We start from the raw sequence: 21,397 nt of genomic DNA, 5'->3' as shown, positions 1-21,397 counted from the left end.
AGCTATGCTGCGCTTTTTTTGCCAGTTTTTCTCACAACCTGCTCTCAAATCCGACTGTTCACTAAGATTCAGTTTTTTCCTCTGAACACTTACAAAAATTAATAAACGCCTGCTTTAAGAAGATCATGTAAATGAAGTACTGCAAAAGGACGATTAGATTCATCAATAACAACTAATGAGGTAATAGTAAATTTCTGCATAAGGGCTAAAGCTTCAGCAGCTAAAATCCCCTTAGTAATAGTTTTACAGTTTCTACTCATGACTTCAGTAATTGGCGTCGTATTAATATCAATATGCTGATTTAAGGTACGCCTAATATCACCATCGGTGTAAACACCAAGCAAATATCCTTGTCTATCAATGACACAGGTCATACCTAATTTTTTAGCAGTAACCTCAATTAATGCCTCACTAATTGTTGCTGTTTCTTCAACTAGAGGCAAAGCGTCACCTTGATGGTAAAGATCATCAATGCGTAATAAGAGCCGTCGACCTAAGGTACCACCTGGATGTGACAAAGCAAAATCTGTTTCACTAAACCCTTTTGCTTGTAATAAGGCAATAGCTAAGGCATCTCCCATTACTAATGTAACAGTAGTGCTTGTCGTAGGCGCTAAGCCAAGTGGACATGCCTCTTGTTTAACACTAATATCTAAGGAAACGTTTGCAGCTTTTGCTAGTATTGATTCTGAATTACCAGTTAATGCAATAATAGGCACTTCTAACCGTTTGAGTAAAGGTAACAATGTAATAATCTCATTAGTGTTCCCTGAATTTGAAATAGCAATGATTGTATCATCTCTGGTAATCATTCCCATATCGCCATGGCTTGCTTCGCCCGGATGTAAAAAAAATGCAGGTGTTCCAGTACTTGATAATGTAGAAGCAATTTTATTAGCAATATGTCCTGATTTTCCCATTCCTGTGACTACAACACGTCCGGAGCAATTAAGTAATAATTCGCAAGCTTGCTCAAAACACTTGTCAATGCGTTGGGTTAACTCAAGGACTGCTTGTGCTTCCGTTTCAATAACAGCTAATGCTAATTTGCTAAAATTCATTTTCTTATTCTAATAAGCAAATTGGTGAGCTTATCATACAAATTAATCTCTAACAAAAATTAATTTGAGGAAAAATTAATTAATTAATCAAAGACTATAACTGCTTTTTTTAAATTCTGTTTGCCTATTTTATTGATAACTTTTTTATAAAAAAGAGATTAATAATGTTGATGATTGATCGAAATTTTAATAATTTTTTTACACACAAATCTAAGCACTTATTACTTAAAATAATTAATATAAAAATAGTATTTTTTTTTTAGCAACTATATACTTATTCTTTAATTAAATAAGAGAGTTTCATTATGCAGAATAGTTTGGTGCAAATCACCAATCTAACATTCAGTCGAGGCGCTCGAATCATATTTAATAATATTAATATGGCAGTTGAGCGTGGTAAAATTACTGCTATTATGGGACCCAGTGGCAGTGGTAAAACCACATTATTAAAATTAATTGGTGCACAGCTTAAGCCGGATGCAGGAAAGATACTAATTAACGGTTTAAATATGCATCATTTACCGCGGAAAGAACTTTATAAAGTAAGGCGAAAAATAGGCTTATTATTTCAATCAAGCGCATTATTTACCCATTTATCTGTATTTGAGAATGTAGCGTTTCCTTTAAGGGAGCATACTAAGCTTAATGAAGATATGATACGTGACATCGTACTTATGAAGCTGGAGGCCGTAGGATTAAGAGGTGCCGCTCATTTAATGCCTGCTGAGTTATCAGGTGGTATGACTAGACGTGTAGCATTAGCAAGAACAATTGTACTTGATCCTGAACTTATGATGTATGATGAGCCTTTTACAGGTCAAGATCCAATTTCAATGGGCGTGTTAGTGCGTTTAATAAAACGATTAAACGAATTATTACATACAACAACAATTATTGTTTCTCATGATGTAGAGGAAACTTGCTCCATTGCAGATTATGTGTATTTAATCTCTGAGGGCCGTTTTATAGGGTATGGGACGCCACAGGAGTTAAAAGAATCAACTGAGCCACAGATTAGGCAATTCATGCATGGTGAGCCCGATGGTGTGGTGCCTTTTCATTATCCGGCTAAACCATTTATTGAGGAACTGTTAGATGCTTAATAAATTAGCACAGGCAGGGCAGCGAAGCATAGTTATTCTGCAGAGTATTGGTAGTTCAGGACGTTTTTTATGTGGTGTTTTTGTTCGTAATCCTGATGTTCGCCGTCTGTGGCCTAATCTTATAAGCCAAATTCATTTTGTTGGCGTTTTATCTTGTTTAATTATTATTGTCTCAGCACTTTTTATAGGAATGGTAGTCGGCTTGCAGGGTTATAATACCTTACAAAAATTTGGTGCTGCTAGCCAATTAGGACAATTACTGGCCTTAAGTATTACTCGTGAATTAGGCCCAGTTATTAGCGCGTTGCTTTTTGCAGGCCGAGCAGGTTCGGCTGTCACTGCAGAAATTGGTTTAATGAAAGCAACAGAGCAGCTAGCTAGTATGGATATGATGGGCGTCGATCCATTAAGCCGCATTATTTATCCCCGCTTACTAGCAGGAATAATTTCACTGCCTTTATTAACATTAATTTTTTCTGCAGTAGCAGTCTATGGTGGTTATTTTATCGGTGTGGATTGGTTAGGAGTAGACTCAGGAAGTTTTTGGTCTAATATGCAATCTGCTGTAAGTTTTAGAGTCGATGTGCTTAGTGGCATTATTAAAAGTATCGTTTTTGCCTTTATCGTTTCTTGGATTGCCGTCTTTCAAGGCTTTACATGTATTCCCACAGCAGGAGGAATTAGTCAAGCTACAACTAGAACAGTTGTATATTCGTCGTTAGCAGTCTTGGGGTTTGACTTTCTTTTAACGGCCATGATGATTGGAGGTTGGTAAATGAATAGTAAACAACGTTATATTGATATCAGCGTTGGATTTTTTATGCTGCTTGGTTTACTGGCTTTATTAGTTATGGTAATGAAAGTAAGTGGAATTACAGAGCTTACTTCAGGTAAGGGCTATCATGTGATTGCTGAGTTTACTGATATAGGTGGTTTAAAAGTAAGAGCTCCAGTGACTATAGCAGGTGTGAAGGTAGGCGAAGTCACAAAAATTGAATTACAGCCTAATGAGCTTAATGCTAAGGTTACTATGTTATTGCGAGCGGATAAGCCAATTCCTTTTGAAGATGCAACAGCACGCATTTTAACAGAAGGCTTATTAGGTTCTAATTATATTAGTATTGTACCTGGCTTTGATGATGATAGTGGTTCTAATCATCCTTATTTAAGAGAAGGGGATAAAATCCCTAAAACGCAAGAAGCAATTATTCTTGAAAATTTAATTGGTCAACTTTTATTTAATATCAAAAAATAGGTGGAGAATATGAGAATAATAAAATTAATTTTCTTAGGCCTTTGCATATGTCTTGCGCAAAGTTTGTGGGCTCAGTCTTCGCCTATTCCTATGCTCCAAGATACAGCTGATCAAATTCTTGCTACTCTTAAGCAGAACAAAGCAAATCTTAAAAAGGATCATACTATTATTTATCAGGCCGTAGAGCGTCATCTCTTGCCAAAGGTTGATGTCAATGGAATGGCTCGGTCTGTTTTAGGACGTCAGGCCTGGAGTAAAGCGACACCTGCTGAGCGTAGTCAGTTTGCACAAGCTTTTACGCAGCTGGTGATTCGTACTTATTCAAATCCATTAGCGGAATATACGAGTGAAACAATAAAGTTCTTACCTATTAAAGGTTCTCTAGATAAACGCTTTATTCGAGTAAATAGCTTAATTATTCGTCCTAATGGTAAGAATATTCCTCTTAATTATAGTTTAGTGGCTAAAAATGGTGATTGGAAAATTTATGATTTGAGTGTTGAAGGGGTAAGTTTGTTACAAAGTTTCCGCTCGCAATTTGCTCAAGCGCTACAATCTTCTAATATGCAAGCGTTAATTAAAGAAATGCAAGAACGTAGTAGAAAGGCTGCCTAAAAATGACAGATTCCTCTTTCAAAGCTGCTGAGAGTTTAACGTTTTTAACTATTGAAGCTGAAAGAAAACGTTTACTAAATTATTGTCATGCTAATACAGGCTTAATGCTAGTCCTTAATCTTAAAGAAGTTTCTTTATGCGATAGTGCGGGGCTTGCTTTTTTAATTGAATTTAAAAGATTGGCGCGAAAATATAAAAAACAAAGCAAGATAGAAAGTATAACAGAGTCCATTTGTGCATTAGCAGAGTTTTGTGGAGTTGCTGAACTCTTAGCTAATGAAGGTAGTTAAGCTTAAGGCAAGTAGATATCATCTTCGCACTATGTGCTACAATGTTATGTCTATGCAGAGTTAGCTATGCATACTTGCATGCTAGATACCAATATCTATATGCCATGATACCCATACCTACATGCCGCGATTTGTTCGCGGCATTCAGCCTTAATTTCTCTGTTTTGGTCACAAAATTCACACTTTAATTGCTTTTCTATTATAGTTATAAAGAGAACCTGTACTTTATTAATTTTACAGCATAAACTTGCTAACTTTTTTATGAATTAATCTCAAGTCTTTTAGATTGTTTGCCGATGTTCTTATGTAAGAGCAGCAAAGAAATAGATAGACAATAACTTTCTTGCTGTGCAACTTGGGCAGCTTTCGGCTGATAATAATAAAAATACCAGTAAGTGAGATGTTATGTTGACCAATGATGCTTTAGAAAAACAATTACGTAATATCGAAGATATCCATTATGCCAAGGTCGAAGGTGATGGATACCATTACCAGATAACTGTAGTATCAGATGTTTTCAAAGATAAATCTCCTGTTATGCGGCAACAATGGGTTTATGGAAAATTAAAAGATTATATTACCTCTGGGAAACTGCATGCTCTAAGCATGAAAACCTGGACAAAAGAAGAATGGGAGAAAAAACGTGGATAAGTTGATTATTAATGGCAATAAAGCATTAAATGGTGAAGTTTTTATTTCAGGCGCCAAAAATTCAGCACTTCCCATTATGGCTGCCACGTTACTCGCTACAGATAATGTTACAATTCGTAATGTACCTCGACTTCGTGATGTTAATACCATGATTGCACTGCTTAAGCAATTAGGGGCAGAAGTGGTTATTGATGAAGAAATGAGTGTTCAGGTAGATTCAAGTTATGTTAATAAGATTATTGCGCCTTATGAATTAGTTAAAACTATGAGAGCGTCTATTTTAGTATTAGGCCCTTTATTATCTCGCTTCGGTAAAGCAGACGTATCTTTACCTGGCGGATGCGCTATTGGTACAAGGCCTGTTGATTTGCATTTAAAAGCGTTAAAAACCATGGGTGCAGACATTACGGTTAAAAATGGTTTTATTAAAGCTCGCTGTAAGCGAGGGCGTCTGCAAGGTAGACCATTATTGTTTGATACAGTCACTGTAACAGGCACTGAAAACATCATTATGGCGGCTGTTTTAGCTGAAGGGAAAACAACGATAAAAAATGCTGCTAGGGAACCAGAAATAGTCGACTTAGCAAATTTTTTAAATCAAATTGGCGCTAAAATTTCTGGGGCAGGTACAGCAACAATAGAAATTGAAGGTGTCGAAGTCCTGGGCGGCGGTTCTTATTCTGTTATGCCTGATCGTATTGAAGCCGGGACTTATCTAGCTGCAGGAGCAATAACGCGTGGTAGGGTTACAGTAAGACGAGTTAAACCTGAAAATTTATTATCAATGTTATGTAAATTTGAAGAGGCAGGAGCTGATTTAACGATAGGTGAAGATTGGGTTTCTTTAAATATGCATGGCTTAAGGCCTCAGTCAGTCAATATTATTACCGCGCCTTATCCCGCTTTTCCTACGGACATGCAAGCTCAATTTATGGCTTTGAATGCCATTGCGGAAGGGGCATCTTCTGTTACTGAAAATATTTTTGAGAACCGCTTTATGCATGTACAAGAGTTACAACGTATGGGAGCTCAAATACAACTTAATGGCAACACAGCGTTAATTAACGGAGTTGACCATTTAACGGGCGCGCCTGTTATGGCTACTGATTTACGTGCTTCAGCCAGCCTTATTCTGGCTGCTTTAGTTGCTGAAGGAGAGACATGTATAGAACGAGTCTATCACGTTGATAGAGGTTATGAGCATATTGAAGAGAAATTATCAATGTTAGGTGCAGATATTAAACGTGAGCCAGCTAGATGATTTTACGCCAGGAGTTAGAAAAGTATATTCATCAGTTATTAGCTTGTTCAGATTTTAATGATTATGCACCCAATGGCTTGCAAATAGAAGGCAAAGACACAATTGCATCTATCATAACCGCAGTAAGTGCTTCTGATAGTGTAATTAAAGAGGCAAGCCGATTGCAGGCTGATGCACTACTTGTTCATCATGGGTTTTTTTGGCGTGGCGAAAAGCTAACTATTACAGGTATCAAGCGTGCAAGAATTGCTAAGCTGCTCGCTTATGACATTAATTTATTTGCTTATCACCTACCTTTAGATTGTCATGTTGAGCTAGGGAATAATGCTTGCTTAGCTCAGCTACTTGATATGCAAGCAATAAAACAGCATCGAATACAAAATACACCTAACCTGTTATGGTCAGGAGAATTTGCATTAAATAAAACAAACGATGAAGTTATTTCTTTATTAACTGAAAAATTAAAGCAAAAACCAGTTTATGTGGCTGGTAATGATAAATCGATTAAAACGATTGCTTGGTGTAGTGGGGCAGCTCAGGATTTTATAGAAGAAGCTCATGCGCTAGGTGTAGATGCTTATTTAAGTGGCGAGATTTCTGAGCGAACCTTTTATCAAGCACAAGAGTTAGGTATTCATTATTTTGCTTGTGGTCACCATGCGACTGAACGCTATGGTATTCAAGCTTTAGGGCAACATCTTGCGGTTAAATTTAATTTAACGCACCAATTTATTGATACAGAAAATTTTATTTAGGGCGTGTCATCAATTAGTTTTTCGCAGCGAAAATTGAGATAATTTAGTTCAAATTTTAACTTAAGTGGGGCGGATAGCTGACTCTATTTAACGAGCTTAAGTTAAAATTTGAGCAAATTAGTTCGATTTACAGCCGAAAACACTAATTGATAACATGCCCTAACATAAAGCACATAAATTTTAATTTTTTGCAGAACTAAGATCCAGAAAAGTTTTTTCTGGATCGGTTGATTTAAGATTAGGTAGAAGGTTTTAAAACATAATTTTATGGTGTTAAAAGTCCTACCACTTTATTTTCATTTAAAATTTGTTCTTTTTCATCAGGAATTTCTTCAATAGTAATAGTTTGTTTTTCTTTTATTTTAGTTACTAGTTCCTGTAAATGAGGTAGAGCTGGTTCAGAAGTTGTTACCCATTTTATTTTGGCTTCTTCATCCCCTATTTTTATAACAAAACCTTCTTTTGTGGAATTAATTATAATAGGCCTCTGTTCATTATTAGCGGTAATCATTTTTTCAAGTTCTGGTAATTCTATAAATTGGAGTTCAATACCATTAATAACACGATGGCCATTTGTTAACGTAAAACCGGTAAGAAGCTCGTTCGCTTTACCACTATAAGTTGCTGCAATTAATGAGCAAGCGCTACCAAGTAACTTCCAACTTAAATCGAGAGACATGCCGATACTCCAACCTAATCCTTTTCCTAATAAGCCCATGACAGAGCCTAAAAGATAAGCAAATGAGACGCCAAAAAAAGTATCTAGCAATTTACCTGCATAAGTTGGTGCAATTAACATAATACCCATACTTGATGTTGAGCCTAAAAATAAAACTAAACCACTAGCAAAAATAGTTGTAAAAGTCTGGCGCATAGGTAGTAGGGAGTAAGATTTAGAAGTAAGATCACCTAACAGCCATCCTACAGAAGTCCCTGTGGCCTGCAAAGGTAGGGAAAATAAAGGTACGGTAATAGCAGTAATAGGATAATCTTTATATCTATTTTTAACACAAGGAGTACATTGTTTATTAATAAATAGGGTAAATTTATTCCATTCTAGCTCATTTATATATCCGTTTTTAGAGTTAGTCGTTGCAGTCGATAACAAGCTATTAATTTTAGATAATTGCATTGTAGAGATAAAGTTTTGTGTAGTTAATAGACAACAGGCGTATGATTCTTCATCTACTACATTGTTGTGACTTAAAGATAATGCCTCGTCTAATAGCTGCATAAGTATTGCATTACTGCCACTACGCATTGTATAAGTTTCATCAATTTGATTGCGAACATAAAAAATTATAGCAGCTAAAACTCTTAAACCTAATAAATGCTCTTGAAATTCATCCTCAGAATTGAAATTTAAGTCAGGTTTTAATTTAGTGTTAAGTATTGTTAACCAGTTTTCGATAAATGTTATTTGTTTAAGGCGAGTTTTTACATCTTTTTTACCAAAAAATAACGAAACTTTATAAGGCTGCGGCGACGACTCTAAATTTAACTTTGTACGATTTTCATAATCAGTGCGAAGGGTTCGTAGCTTTGTCAAAAAACTATCAGTAAGTGTTAGATGCATTTTTACCTCACGTCCGTGGTTGAGATGAGTCTTTTTTATATTACGAGTGTTTATTTAAAAAATGCAATTTAATTATTTCTTTCTTTAAATTTTAGAGCAATATTTTGAAAAAATGTAACAAATGATATAGTTAATTTCCCCTAGAAGAAGGTAAAAGCATGCCGCCATTCAAAAAGATTGCTTACTTATTGAGACTTCCTCAATGGAGTAAAGCTGCATTTATTTTTTTAGGCGTTATCTATTCAGGATTGCCAAACTACTTGTTGCATGCTTTTTTAGCTGCGCTTGCTTTTTGTTTATTATCAAGTGCTGTATATATATATAATGATTTACAAGACCTTGAGCAGGATAGAGTACACCCTAAAAAATGTAAACGGCCTTTAGCAAGTGGTGAAATTTCTCTAAGTTTAGCTCAAGCTCTTTTAGCTTTTCTCTTATTAATAGGGATGATTTTGGCCTGGAGTATTTCAAATTTACTTGTTGTAATTTTGGTTTGCTATTTAATTATTAATTTTGTTTATAATTATATTTTGAAAAAAATTCCTGTTTTAGATGTTTTATGTATAGCGAGTGGCTTTATGCTTCGAGTTCTTGCAGGTACATGGGGTATCGGTTTGCCCATATCAGTGTGGCTAACATGTACTGCTACCTTAATAAGCTTATTTATTGCTTTTTGTAAAAGAAGTCTTGAGAAACAATTAAATTTAAATACTGAAACAAGGATTGTGTTAAAAAAATATTCTCAAGCAGTGCTTGATGGCTTAATTACCCTTACTGCTGCTGGCTCTTTTCTATCTTATTTACTCTATACCATACTTGCTCGTGAAGAAGCATTTTATTTTCTCCTAACATTGCCTTTTGCAGCAATTGGAATTTGGCGTTTTACCTGGCTCTCTACTCGCCCAGCTTGTAGTGATGATCCTATTTCTGTCTTTTTTCATGATCCGTTATCACGACTAAATTTATTAATTTTCTTGCTGTTAACATTATTGGCGCTGGCAAATGGCTAATAGAAAATGGTTTTTATTATTGGCGATTACTATCGTTATTTACTTGGTAGTTTTACAGATAAAGGCTATTTGGCCCTTTACCATTGATGATATGTATATTAGTCTTCGCTATGCAAAGCATTTAGCAACCGGGCAAGGTTTACTATGGAATATTAATGAGCCGCCTGTAGAAGGTTATTCTAATTTTAGTTTTGTAATACTAGCAGCTTTAGCTATTAAATTAGGCTTAAATCCAGTTGTTGTTCTTAAAATTGCTGGTTTAATTGGATTACTACTTATAATTTTTAGTATTTATTCACTTACTCGCTTGTGGTTTACGCCTATTTTATCTTTACTACCTTGCTTAGCGATATTTTTTTACCGAGGGCAAGTTATCTGGTCTGTAAGTGGTCTTGAGACAACAGTCTATCAAGCCCTAATTTACCTTTCACTTTTTACATTACTTAGCGCATTAGGTTATCAATTATATCCTAAACCAAGGGCAAAAGGCAGTCGGTTAAGTTTTATGATTAGTGGTCTATTACTTGCTCTGGCAAGCTTAACCCGCCCGGAAGGACCTTTTTTAGTAATATTGTTTTACAGTATTGCCTGGTTCGATAGAAAGGATAATATTGAATCTCAAACAAAAGGTATATTAATTGGCCTTTTAACTTTTTCTATCATTTATGTTCCTTATTTTGTTTGGCGTTTATATTATTATGGCCAGCTATTTCCTAATCCAATTTATTGTAAAGGCTTAATTGGTTCCTATTTTGGCCAAATTGATAAGGGTTATTTAAAGTTAGCTTGGCCATTTATTTTATTGGCATTACCTGCTATATGGCGAGCAGCTGATCATCGTCATTATTATTTTTGGTCACCAAGTGTCCTTTATCTATTGCTCTTAATCAGTGCAGATCCTATTGTTGCCTTTGAAAATAGGTTGTTCCTACCTGCGTTTGCTTTGCTTTTACCATTAAGCCTAAAAGGACTCGGTATAATAATTGCTTACTGCCTTAAGGAGAAAAAGCAGAGTAATTATTATCAATTTGTTTTAACAATTGCCGCCATTTGGGTAGGGTTCTTTTTTATACCAACATTAAACTTATCTAATTTAAACTATTTTACTCTAAATCCTCAAAAAGGGGAGGTCTTAAGGAAGCATGTGCTACAATGGCTTAAAAAAAATATACCAGCCAAAAGTCATGTTGTGCTAGCCGATAGCGGCTTAATTCCTTATTATAGCTCTCTATCTTTTATTGATTCTTTTTGCTTAAACAATAGAGAGATGACAAGGCAGCCTAGTAAAATGATGGCAATACAAGAATGTAAAAGAATCATTGAGAAAAAGCCTGAGGTTATTATTTTGACATCTCTTATAGAGAAGGAAATAACTTATCCTTCTGTGGACGCTTGCTTATATAAATATATAAAGTTAAGCAAAGATTACATTTTTAGAATAGGTTTTCAAACTTCTGAGTCAGATACTACATATCGTTACGATATTTATACAGCATTGCATTAACGATAGAGTAAGGTAGACTTATTCTTTTGTGGGTTCGGATTAGAAATATTTAAACTTCTAACTAAAGCAATCATAAGGTAACTGAATATTAAATAATATAAAAGGATTGAATAACGAATGCAGACCCTAAGCGCACTTTTAACTAAAATTTATAAAAAATTACCAGTAATTACATTTGACGCTCTATCTATTCCTATAGCTTGGTATTTATCTTACTGGTTACGGTACAACATGAATCCAATGCCAAGTCACTTTAAAAGTGAGCATTCTGTAGCGGCGCTTTCTATTCTATTTTTCTTTCAAGTAGGCTGTTATTATTATTTTAAGGTCTATCGTGGTTTATGGCGTTTTTCGTCAGTTAATGATGTAATTCGAATTATTAAGGCAGTTATTACTGCGGTTATTTTAACAATGCCTGGTCTTTATCTAACGTCTCTTCTTGGGCACATTCCACGTTCTGTTTTACCCCTATATTGTATTATTTTGACTACTTTGCTCTGTGGCGGGCGTTTACTTATGCGTGCTTATCGTGAGCGAGGTAATCACAATTTAGCTAACCATTCGATATATCGCGTATTGATTATTGGCGCAGGGCATGCTGGCGAGAGCTTAGCGCGAGATATGAAACGTAATTCCAATTATACACCTGTTGGCTTTGTCGATGATAATCCTAGTAAGCGAGGTATGGAAATTCATGGGGTTAGAGTTTTAGGCTCATCTAGAGAACTACCAGAACTTGTATTAGCTAATGCGGTTAATCTAATTTTTATAGCTCTTCCATCAGCCCGCTCAGCGGCCATGCGGCGAATCGTTAGTCTTTGTGAGGAATGTACAGTTCCTTTTCAGACACTACCTAGTTTATCTGATTTAGCTTCTGGTTTAGTTAAAGTGAATGCATTGCGTGAAGTAAATATTGAAGACTTATTAGGGCGAGATCAGGTTCAGTTAGATTGGAGTAGAATTGGAGCGGCTATTTATGACAAGCCTATTGCTGTGACCGGCGGTGGCGGATCTATTGGTTCTGAATTGTGCCGTCAAATTCTGAAATTAAAGCCAAGTAAGCTGCTTATAATAGATAATTCCGAGTTTAATTTATACAGTATTGAACAAGAGCTTAGAGAAGCTTATCCGCATGCTGTTATTATGCCAGTATTAATCTCTATAACAGATAATGTCGCAGTGAATTTTCACTTAAATAAGTTTAAGCCCTATATTGTTTTTCATGCCGCAGCCTATAAACACGTTCCTATGCTTGAAGATCAAATTAGGGTTTCTGTTCAAAACAATGTTTTAGGAACACAAATTGTAGCTGAGGCTAGCGTCAATGCCGGCGCGAAAAAATTTATTTTAGTATCGACCGATAAAGCAGTAAATCCTACCAATGTTATGGGTACTACAAAACGCGTTGCTGAGATTTATTGTCAGAATCTTAATGAACGAGTAGAAACCGAATTCATCACAGTAAGATTTGGTAACGTATTGGGATCAGCAGGAAGTGTAATACCGCTCTTTCAAAAGCAGCTACAGAAAGGGGGGCCCTTGACAGTGACTCATCCAGATATACAGCGGTATTTTATGACCATTCCAGAAGCTTGCCAACTTATTCTACAGGCAATGATTAATGGCACAGGAAGTGAAATTTTTGTTTTGGATATGGGTGAGCCAATAAAAATTACTTATTTAGCTGAGCAAGTAATTCGTTTGGCTGGAAAGGTTCCAGGGCAAGACATTCAAATAAAGTATACGGGTTTAAGGCCTGGCGAAAAATTATTTGAAGAATTATTTCATGAATCTGAAGAGTTAACTCAAACTGAGCATGAAAAATTATTTAAAGCAAAATTTCGTAAACTCGATTGGCATGAATTAAATCAAACAATTCGTTTGCTAGCATCTGCTTGTGATAAGAATAATAATGATGAGCTACACATTTTATTAAAAAGTCTAGTACCTGAATTTAAATCACAAATGGATACTGTGTTTTAAGATTAATTTTAATTAGTTTTATAGTCAAAAAATTTTGCAAGCTTTAGATAATTGTTAGATTATAATGGTTAAGATGTGATAATTGATATATATCAACCTAAAAGAAAGCTTTATAAATAAGGGATTTGAGTAACTCAAGGAATATATCATATGATAGGTAGAGTTCAAATTGATTGGCAATTAAGAAGGTTAGCTGAAATTGCTCTACTATTTATAGTCATTACAAGTTGCTCTGATCCTAAGCCGCCATCTATTCAACCTAAACTTAAAGTACAGGTCATCAAAGTTCAAACTTCTTATATTCCTCTATACAAGGAATATATCGGTATTACACAAGCAATAGCTAGTGTAGATATTCGTGCTCGGGTAGAAGGCTTTTTAATTAAAATGAATTTTATTGAAGGAGGGCTGGTTAAAAAAAATCAACTATTATTTGTCATTGACCCCAAACCATTTGAAGCGCAGCTCAAATTGGCTCAAGGGCAGCTTTCGCGCAGTATCGCTGAAAAGGAATTTCAACAACTTGAATTCTTAAGGTTAAAAGCGCTTGTCGCAAAAGGCGATGTAGCAAAAGCTCGCTTTGATCAGGTAACTGCACAATACCGAGAAGCTATAGCTCAAGTAGAGATACAAACAGCGCAAGTAGAACAAGCGAAAATTAACTTAGGTTATAGTTCGATGTATTCGCCTATTGATGGCATTATTAGTCATAAGTATGTTGATGTTGGAAATTTAGTAGGTGCGGGAGAAAATACATTATTAGCTAATGTGGTTCAGCTTAATCCTATTTATGTGGAATTTAATCCTAGTACCAGTGATCTTACAGAATTTCTTAAATACCGCTCAAATATGCCTTTTAAAGTCGAGGTTACATTGTCACATGACGAAAATACCCATTTCTTTGGTAAGGTGGATTTAATTAATAATCAAGTAAATGTCGCAACTTCAACTATTTTAATGCGCGCTGTTATTGATAATCCAAAGAATTTGTTACTGCCAGGTATTTATGTCAATGTGAAATTGACTTTAACAAATAAGAGACCTGCTATTTTAATACCGATTGCCGCTGTTATACAAACTCAAGAGATGCGTTCTGTCTATGTTGTTAATGACCATAATAAAGTTCAGTCACGCACAGTTACGATTTCAGGCCAACAAGATGAAAATTATATTATTACTTCAGGCCTTAAAGATGGCGACAAAGTTGTTTTAAATGGTTTACAAAAACTTAAACCCGGTATGGAAATTATACCTCAATTAGTAGGTAAGTAGGGACAAAAGCCATGGTTAAATTTTTCATCTACCGCCCTATCTTTGCCATGGTGATTGCTATTTTGATGGTATTAATCGGCGGTATTTGTATATTATTTTTGCCAGTCGCCCAATATCCTTCAATTGTTCCCCCTGTTGTACAAGTCAGTGCTCAATATCTAGGTGCAGGTGCCAGTGTGGTTGCTGATACCGTAACAACACCACTTGAGACAAATATTAATGGCGTTGAAGGAATGATTTATATGACTTCTTCTAGCACTAACAATGGTAATTCAAATATCAGTGTTACTTTTGATGTAGGCTATGATATTGATATTGCTGCAGTTGACGTACTAAATAATACAAATACAGCTACGCCTCTATTGCCGTCAACAGTTGCTAAATCTGGCGTTACTATCCAAAAAGCCTCAACTAGTATGGTTATGGTTGTTAACCTATTAAGTAAAGATAATAGTCTTAACGAATCATTTTTAAGTAATTATGCTCAAATTCAAGTAACACCTGCCCTACAGCGAGTACCGGGTGTAGGTAACGTAGTTAATTTCGGTTTATTAGAATACTCTATTCGAATTTGGTTAGATCCAAATAAATTAGCAAGTATGGGAATTTCACCTCAAGAAGTTATTGAGGCTGTAGAAGAACAAAATCAGCAAGCAGCAGTAGGGGTTATTGGCCAGCCGCCAGTACCAAGAAATACGCCTTTTCAATATCAGCTTTCAACGCTTGGACAATTAGATGAGGTCGACCAATTTAAAGAGATCATTGTACGAGTAAAAGACAATGGCGAACTTGTACGGGTTCAGGATTTAGGTCGAGTTGAAATGGGCGCTGAAACGTATATGACTACGTCGAATTTCAGTGGTAAGACAACTGCAAGTATTGGCGTCTACCAATTACCTGGGTCAAATGCTATACAGGTAGCTAATAACGTTAGAAAGGTAATGCAGGAATTATCAAAGAGTTTTCCAGCTGGGATGACCTATACAATTGCCTATGATACGACAAATTTCGTACGTGAATCACTTAAAGAAGTAATTATCACTTTATTTGAAGCAATTGTATTAGTGTTTATTGTTGTTTTTCTTTTTCTCCAAAATTGGCGCACTACGTTAATTCCTTGTATTGCTATTCCTGTATCATTAATTGGCACCTTTGCGCTATTCGAGGTTTTTGGTTTTTCTATTAATATTTTAAGCCTTCTAGGGTTAGTATTAGCAATTGGGTTAGTTGTAGATGATGCGATTGTTGTAGTTGAAAATGTTGAAAAAAAACTAGAACAGAATTTTACGAATATACGTGAAGCAACGCTTGAAGCAACACAGGAAGTTCAAGGTCCAATTATTGCTACAACTTTAATTTTACTTGCAGTGTTTGTACCTGTCGCGTTCATTCCCGGTATGACTGGCAGCTTATATAATCAATTCGCTCTGTCTATCGCATTCTCGGTTGCCTTATCAGGAATAAATTCTTTAACGCTCACACCAGCTTTATGCGGACTTCTTTTAAAACAAAAAAAAGAAAATAAATTTTTTATCCTGCGTTGGTTTGAAATTGGCTATCAAAAATTACTGCAATACTATCAATATGGCGTTAAATATTGTATAGCTCATCGAAAGTTAGTTTTAGCTATCTTTGGTTTGCTTGGTTTAATAACTGGTTTAATTTTTTATTATCTTCCAACGGGGTTTATTCCAGAAGAAGATCAAGGTTATTTTATGGTCGTTGTAAAGGGTCCGGATGGCTCATCACTTTATCGTACTGAACAAACAATAAGTAAAGTGCAAAATATATTAGACAAGACAGAAGGTATTGCGAGTAGTATTGCCGTTAATGGATATAATGTGATTGACTCCATTAATGAACCTGACTCATCAGTGCTTTTTGTTATATTAAAGCCTTGGGCGGAGCGCAAAACGGCAGAATTAAGCGTCACAGGTATTATGGCAACATTACAAAATCAATTAGCTCAAATTAATGATGCCATGGTTTTTACTGCTAATGCGCCGGCTATCCCTGGTTTAGGATCAGTAGGCGGATTTCAACTTGAGGTTGAGGATAGAGGATATAAAGGCGTTGAATTTTTAGCTAATGCTGTTGATCAACTCGTAGTAGAGGGTAATAAGCGTCCTGAGTTAAAAGGGGTATTTTCTGATTTAAATACAAAGGTTCCCCAGTTATATTTAGATATTGATAGAACAAAAGTAAAAGCGCTTAATGTCTCAATTACGAATCTGCTTACCACATTGCAAACCTATCTAGGCGCCTATTATGTAAATACTTTTACTAAATACGGCCAAACTTATCGTGTTTTGGTTCAAGCTGAAGGAAACGCACGAGCTGATGCTGCTGATATCTCCAAATTGTATGTTAAAAGTAATACCAATAAGATGATACCTTTAGCAAGTTTAGTTAAAGTTAAATTAATTAATGGGCCTTTTAATATTCCCCATTATAACCTCTATACTGCTGCTACCGTTACAGGCGGCCCTGCTCCGGGCTATAGTTCAGGACAAGCATTAGCAGCAATAGAGGAGGTAGCGAAAACAGTTCTTCCTGAGAGCATAGGCTATGAATGGACTGGAATTACCTACCAGCAGCTAAAGGCTGGAAATTTAGCAGCGCTAATTTTTATGCTTTGTTTAGTCTTTGTATTTCTCTTTTTAGCAGCGCTTTATGAAAGCTGGGCTATGCCTTTTATGATTTTGCTTGCCGTTCCTTTAGCATTATTAGGAGCAGGTCTTGCTTTAATGATACGTTCTTTAGCGCTCGATATTTATGCGCAGATTGGTTTGGTTTTACTAATCGGTCTTGCTGCTAAGAATGCCATTTTAATTATCGAATTTGCTAAAGAGAAGCGAAAAGCAGGTGCAAGTATTATCGAATCTGCAACAGAAGCTGCGCGTTTGCGCCTGAGGCCTATTTTAATGACTGCATTTGCATTGATATTAGGTGTTTTACCTTTAGCAGTCGCAACAGGTGCAGGTGCTGCAAGCCGCCATTCTATTGGCACGACAGTTTTAGGTGGAATGCTTGTAGCAACAATTTTAAGTCTTTTAATTGTACCTGTTTTTTATGTGATAATTGAAAATTTACGTGAACGGCGGCTAGAAAGAAAAAATATGGCCTAAGAAAGTACGTGATTATAAATAGTCCCACTTCTTCAAAGCTACTCTTAATAGCGTTTGTTAACGTTGCCTAATTTTTCTTAGGAAAGATATCTTTAAATTGAATATGTTGATTACGCTCCATTGCCTCTGGCCTTCGCTTATGAAATCCACCTAAAACATAAATGAGAATAGGGACAACAAAGCTAGCAACGCCCATAACAAAGGCTATTTTATAAGTAGGATCTTTGTTCATGCATAAGAAAATTAAACAAGCAACCATTAATAATATGGCAATAATACCTGTGTATGGGGAACCCGGGGTTTTATACTGTAAATCATCGGTTGTGTAACCTGCTTGATACAGGCGTCGGCGAAAATTAATTTGTGCCCAGCATAAAGAAATCCAAGCTGTTGCGCCTGTAAAACCTGAGACAAGTAGTAAAGCAATATAGAGAATAGATTGTCCGAAGAAATAACTTGTCGCAAGTAAAATCCATATAGAAATTAAAGTGACAATACCGGCATTTTGAGGAACAAAATTACGATTTAACTTACTCAGTGGATGAGGTGCCATACCATTTCGTGCTAGGGCATTGAGTGAGCGTACAATGCCATAGACTCCAGAATTAGAACATGATAAGGCCGCACTTAAGGTTACAAAACTCGTAGCAGCGCCTGCCCAATGTAAACCATAAAAATTAAGTGCATCAGCAAATACAGAGTTATCGATGTTTGCTTTACGCCAGGGAAAGATTAGCACTAAGCAAAAAACAGGAATAATATAGATAAATAAAATTCGATACGTTACATTGCGTATTGCCCGCGGAATCATGCGGGCTGGATCAATAGATTCACCAGCGGCAAGACCAATAATTTCTGAGCCTTGATAATTCACCAATAAAAGCACCATTGCGGTTAATAAGGCAAAAATACCATTAGGAAATAAGCCGCCTTGATCAAGTATAAATTTAGTACCAATAATACTAGCTGGCTGTGGGCCATGAATAATACCAAAAAATATTAAGATAGCTAAAAAGACAAAAGCGATAAGAGCAACAATTTTAATAACTGCTAACCAGAATTCTATTTCACCAAAAGTACCCACTTTGGCAATATTGACATAAGTAATGATCAACCCAAAACAAACTGCCCAAAGGTAACCATTTATACCCGTAAAATGCTCCATAATTATACCGCCAGCAATGCACTCAGCAGGAATATAAGCTACCCAACTTATCCAATAAGACCAGCCTACTCCACAGGCAATTGCCGGTGAAATAAATTCAGCAGTATAGGTAATAAATGAACCAGAGATAGGAATGGCTACAGCCAGTTCACCCATGCAGAGCATAGTTAAATAGATAATTAATCCACCTAAGATATAGGCAATAAAAACAGAAGGACCAACTTGATTGATTACAGCGCCAGTACCTAAAAAATAGCCTGAGCCAATAATCCCTCCGAGGGCAATTAATTGTACATGCCGGTCTTTTAAGCCGCGTTTATAACCACCATCATTAAGTGGTTTTTTAATAGATATGTTTTGGTCAATCACTAACTGTATAATCTCAGGGTTGATAAATCAAATTGTTTAATAATTAACAAAATTGTCTAGATTTTTAAAAATTTACGGCTATAAAAAGTGATTTGTATAGGAAAAACCTGAAGAAGGCAAGATTTATTTTTAAAATGTTTAGATTAGGAATAACTATACAAAATTATTATAAAAAAAGGCTATACGATGTAATTAATTAACTGGTAGATTTAGGAAGTCAAGGAATGGCGGAGAGAGAGGGATTCGAACCCTCGATACGTTTTACCGTATACACACTTTCCAGGCGTGCGCCTTCGACCGCTCGGCCATCTCTCCTTTGCCGCAAGAATAGCTGTTTAGATGTTTAAAATCAATTCTTAAATTGAGTCTAAGGTCTAACTTAGATACTATATCCTTACCTTTAGGTTAACTAAACTTTAGTTAATATTGCATGAAGCACACTTGCTTAATAATTTATATCAACTCAAATTAAACTATTCAGTAAATTAGATTAAAAAGGTAAACTTCCTAACTACTTATAGTTTATACTTAATTTATAAAATATATTTAGATCATATTTATGAAAAAACAAATTCTTCTAGGCTTAAGCGGAATATTATTTTCTAGTCAGCTTCTGGCGTTTCAGTGTTACCTTACGCTAGTAAAGGATACCTGTTGGACGGATTATGCTGTTACAGTAAAGGTATTAGATGCGCAAAATAATGATGTAAATTTGTCAACGCTCACTGTGCCTAAAGGACAATCTTGGGGAAGGCAGCCTTTTACTTGTCAACCTAATCAGAAGCTGCTTTATCAAGCTACTTTTGAACCTTATATATGGGAGAATCAAAAGAACACTGTTTATAATGCTATTAGTTATTGGACTTTACCTAGCGCTGCAAAGCCAGGAGAATCAGCTTGGGAGATCCCAGTTTGTTACCCTAAAGCTTTTTCAGAAGTACCGCTTCCTCCGCAGGCAACTAATAATTGTGTCTGTAACTTCAGTCAAGTTCCACCTATACCGCCTAAAAAACTTGACTAAAGGTGAACTCTCTAGAATAGAGCTTTTGTCTAACTTGTAGATTTTACTTGAGTGCAAGGCGCAAAGGTTTCGAGGAGCAGAGTTTACAGAGAGTAAATGAGCACCGCAGAAACGTTTGTAACGCAGCAATAAAGTAAAAGATGCTGGTTAGGCAAGAGCTCTAATGGCTTTATTTATGAGAGTTAGGTATTATTCTCTGAACTTAGTTACCAAATGAGATAGCTTTTGCCTACATTAAGACAACAAATTGCCCAAATGCTTATTATGGGTTTTAATGGCCTTCAGATAGATTTATCAAATCCAGTTAGTAAATGGTTAACTAATGAGAGTTTAGGTGGCGTTATCCTTTTTGATAAAGATGTTGCAACTAATCTTCCTGAAAAAAACTTAGCCGATATAAAGCAGATTAAACAATTAACGCAGCAGTTAAAAAAATATGCTAAGGTAAATAAGGATCTTGCTCATGTCCCTTTATTTATAGGAATTGACTATGAAGGTGGGGCCGTAGATAGGTTAAAAAATGTTGCTGGCTGTCCTCTAACATTAGCGCCAGAACAAATGGCTAAGCTATCAGAGCAAGAATTTATTAAACAAGCTCTTCAAATGGCAGAAGTTTTAAAAAACTTAGGATTTAATTTAAATTTTGCTCCTATAGTTGACTTAGATCTTAACAAACAAGAAGGGATTATTGGAAAATTAGGTCGAAGTTTTTCTGCTGACCCCAAAGAAGCTGTTAAGTATGCAAAGCTTTTTGTAACTACTTTTGCTGAGTCTAATATTACTTGTTGCTATAAGCACTTTCCAGGACATGGTAGTGCTATAGGCGATACGCATACAGATTTTGTTGATGTTACTGCTACGTTTAAAGAAGAGGAGCTTTATCCTTACCACTCTTTAGTTACTTCACAATTCACACCCATTATGGTTATGACCGCACATGTTATTAATCGTCATTTAGATTCAAGTGGATTACCGGCAACATTGTCTAAGCTTATGTTAAATGACTTGTTGCGCAAGAAATTTGGCTTTAATGGTGTGATTGTAAGTGATGACTTACAGATGCAAGCTATTAGTCAATATTTTTCAATGGAAGAGAGGCTTTGTCTGAGTATTAATGCAGGGGCTGATATGCTTATTTTCGCTAATCAATTAGATAACAATGATGCTTCTGAGATCATTGATATGATAGTTTGTTTAGTTACTGAAAAAGCGATTCCTATAGCTCGAATTGATGAATCATATCAGCGCATCCTGAACTTAAAGCAAGCTCGGTTTATTACTGCTTAGAAATCCTCTTGATTTGCCTATTAATTGTGTTAAAATATGTCCTTAATGCTCAAAAAGAAATCAAGAGGGTATCTATGGATAAATTTAATTT

General features: G+C 35.7%; 18 protein-coding genes and 1 tRNA gene. 15 read left to right on the top strand and 4 right to left on the bottom strand.

What is annotated here, in order from left to right; genetic code table 11:
- Window positions 1-98: 98 nt before the first annotated feature.
- Window positions 99-1,061, bottom strand: a complete 963-nt coding sequence (locus tag ACQUW5_RS10240) for a KpsF/GutQ family sugar-phosphate isomerase (protein WP_444991150.1) — start codon at window positions 1,059-1,061, stop codon at window positions 99-101.
- 305 nt (window positions 1,062-1,366) lie between these two features.
- Here ACQUW5_RS10240 and ACQUW5_RS10235 point away from each other — a divergent pair, with 305 nt between their 5' ends.
- The 8 genes from ACQUW5_RS10235 to ACQUW5_RS10200 all read left to right on the top strand — a co-directional run bounded on the left by ACQUW5_RS10235 (window position 1,367) and on the right by ACQUW5_RS10200 (window position 6,991).
- On the top strand, window positions 1,367-2,164 hold the full coding sequence (locus ACQUW5_RS10235; RefSeq protein WP_444991149.1) for an ABC transporter ATP-binding protein: 798 nt from the start codon (window positions 1,367-1,369) through the stop codon (window positions 2,162-2,164).
- The gene (gene mlaE, locus ACQUW5_RS10230) at window positions 2,157-2,939 is read left to right on the top strand and encodes a lipid asymmetry maintenance ABC transporter permease subunit MlaE (RefSeq protein ID WP_444991148.1); all 783 of its coding nucleotides are present in this window, start codon (window positions 2,157-2,159) and stop codon (window positions 2,937-2,939) included. Before ACQUW5_RS10235 ends, mlaE begins: the two co-directional genes overlap by 8 nt.
- Window positions 2,940-3,419, top strand: coding sequence for an outer membrane lipid asymmetry maintenance protein MlaD (gene mlaD / locus ACQUW5_RS10225; RefSeq protein ID WP_444991147.1), 480 nt, complete (start codon window positions 2,940-2,942; stop codon window positions 3,417-3,419).
- A 9-nt stretch (window positions 3,420-3,428) separates the two neighbouring features.
- Window positions 3,429-4,034: an MlaC/ttg2D family ABC transporter substrate-binding protein gene (locus ACQUW5_RS10220; protein WP_444991146.1), complete on the top strand. Its 606-nt coding sequence runs from the start codon at window positions 3,429-3,431 to the stop codon at window positions 4,032-4,034.
- Between the two features lie 2 nt (window positions 4,035-4,036).
- Entirely contained in the window at window positions 4,037-4,324 is a 288-nt protein-coding gene (locus tag ACQUW5_RS10215; RefSeq protein WP_444991145.1) for an STAS domain-containing protein, read from the top strand.
- A 405-nt stretch (window positions 4,325-4,729) separates the two neighbouring features.
- Window positions 4,730-4,975, top strand: coding sequence for a BolA family protein (locus ACQUW5_RS10210; RefSeq protein WP_444991144.1), 246 nt, complete (start codon window positions 4,730-4,732; stop codon window positions 4,973-4,975).
- The gene (gene murA / locus ACQUW5_RS10205) at window positions 4,968-6,236 is read left to right on the top strand and encodes a UDP-N-acetylglucosamine 1-carboxyvinyltransferase (RefSeq protein ID WP_444991143.1); all 1,269 of its coding nucleotides are present in this window, start codon (window positions 4,968-4,970) and stop codon (window positions 6,234-6,236) included. The genes ACQUW5_RS10210 and murA overlap by 8 nt, the downstream gene beginning before the upstream one ends.
- A complete protein-coding gene (locus ACQUW5_RS10200) occupies window positions 6,233-6,991 on the top strand; it encodes a Nif3-like dinuclear metal center hexameric protein (RefSeq protein ID WP_444991142.1) in 759 nt (252 codons plus the stop codon). The genes murA and ACQUW5_RS10200 overlap by 4 nt, the downstream gene beginning before the upstream one ends.
- A gap of 265 nt (window positions 6,992-7,256) precedes the next feature.
- Here ACQUW5_RS10200 and ACQUW5_RS10195 read toward each other — a convergent pair whose 3' ends face one another.
- Complete coding sequence (locus ACQUW5_RS10195) at window positions 7,257-8,567, bottom strand: hypothetical protein (RefSeq protein ID WP_444991141.1); 1,311 nt, start codon at window positions 8,565-8,567, stop codon at window positions 7,257-7,259.
- A gap of 158 nt (window positions 8,568-8,725) precedes the next feature.
- On the opposite strand from ACQUW5_RS10195, the gene ACQUW5_RS10190 reads away from it, so the two are divergent.
- The 5 genes from ACQUW5_RS10190 (at window position 8,726) to ACQUW5_RS10170 (ending at window position 17,464) form a co-directional block, all read left to right on the top strand.
- Window positions 8,726-9,577, top strand: coding sequence for a decaprenyl-phosphate phosphoribosyltransferase (locus ACQUW5_RS10190; RefSeq protein WP_444991140.1), 852 nt, complete (start codon window positions 8,726-8,728; stop codon window positions 9,575-9,577).
- Window positions 9,570-11,081, top strand: a complete 1,512-nt coding sequence (locus ACQUW5_RS10185) for a DUF8728 domain-containing protein (protein WP_444991139.1) — start codon at window positions 9,570-9,572, stop codon at window positions 11,079-11,081. The genes ACQUW5_RS10190 and ACQUW5_RS10185 overlap by 8 nt, the downstream gene beginning before the upstream one ends.
- A gap of 117 nt (window positions 11,082-11,198) precedes the next feature.
- Window positions 11,199-13,064, top strand: a complete 1,866-nt coding sequence (locus tag ACQUW5_RS10180; RefSeq protein ID WP_444991138.1) for a polysaccharide biosynthesis protein — start codon at window positions 11,199-11,201, stop codon at window positions 13,062-13,064.
- Between the two features lie 150 nt (window positions 13,065-13,214).
- The gene (locus ACQUW5_RS10175) at window positions 13,215-14,336 is read left to right on the top strand and encodes an efflux RND transporter periplasmic adaptor subunit (RefSeq protein ID WP_444991137.1); all 1,122 of its coding nucleotides are present in this window, start codon (window positions 13,215-13,217) and stop codon (window positions 14,334-14,336) included.
- A gap of 11 nt (window positions 14,337-14,347) precedes the next feature.
- Window positions 14,348-17,464, top strand: coding sequence for an efflux RND transporter permease subunit (locus ACQUW5_RS10170; RefSeq protein ID WP_444991136.1), 3,117 nt, complete (start codon window positions 14,348-14,350; stop codon window positions 17,462-17,464).
- Window positions 17,465-17,531: 67 nt separating this feature from the next.
- On the opposite strand, the gene ACQUW5_RS10165 is transcribed toward ACQUW5_RS10170, so the two are convergent.
- Together ACQUW5_RS10165 and ACQUW5_RS10160 are read right to left on the bottom strand one after the other, a co-directional pair.
- The gene (locus ACQUW5_RS10165; RefSeq protein ID WP_444991135.1) at window positions 17,532-18,998 is read right to left on the bottom strand and encodes an amino acid permease; all 1,467 of its coding nucleotides are present in this window, start codon (window positions 18,996-18,998) and stop codon (window positions 17,532-17,534) included.
- A 225-nt stretch (window positions 18,999-19,223) separates the two neighbouring features.
- Window positions 19,224-19,313, bottom strand: a tRNA-Ser gene (locus ACQUW5_RS10160).
- 244 nt (window positions 19,314-19,557) lie between these two features.
- Here ACQUW5_RS10160 and ACQUW5_RS10155 point away from each other — a divergent pair.
- Together ACQUW5_RS10155 and ACQUW5_RS10150 are read left to right on the top strand one after the other, a co-directional pair.
- Window positions 19,558-20,019, top strand: coding sequence for a hypothetical protein (locus ACQUW5_RS10155; RefSeq protein ID WP_444991134.1), 462 nt, complete (start codon window positions 19,558-19,560; stop codon window positions 20,017-20,019).
- A 225-nt stretch (window positions 20,020-20,244) separates the two neighbouring features.
- Complete coding sequence (locus ACQUW5_RS10150; protein WP_444991133.1) at window positions 20,245-21,306, top strand: glycoside hydrolase family 3 N-terminal domain-containing protein; 1,062 nt, start codon at window positions 20,245-20,247, stop codon at window positions 21,304-21,306.
- Window positions 21,307-21,397 lie beyond the last annotated feature (91 nt).

This window comes from Legionella pelazae (assembly GCF_052527395.1).
Note: the sequence above shows the minus strand (reverse complement) of the source record. Positions and strands in the feature narration are given on the sequence as shown.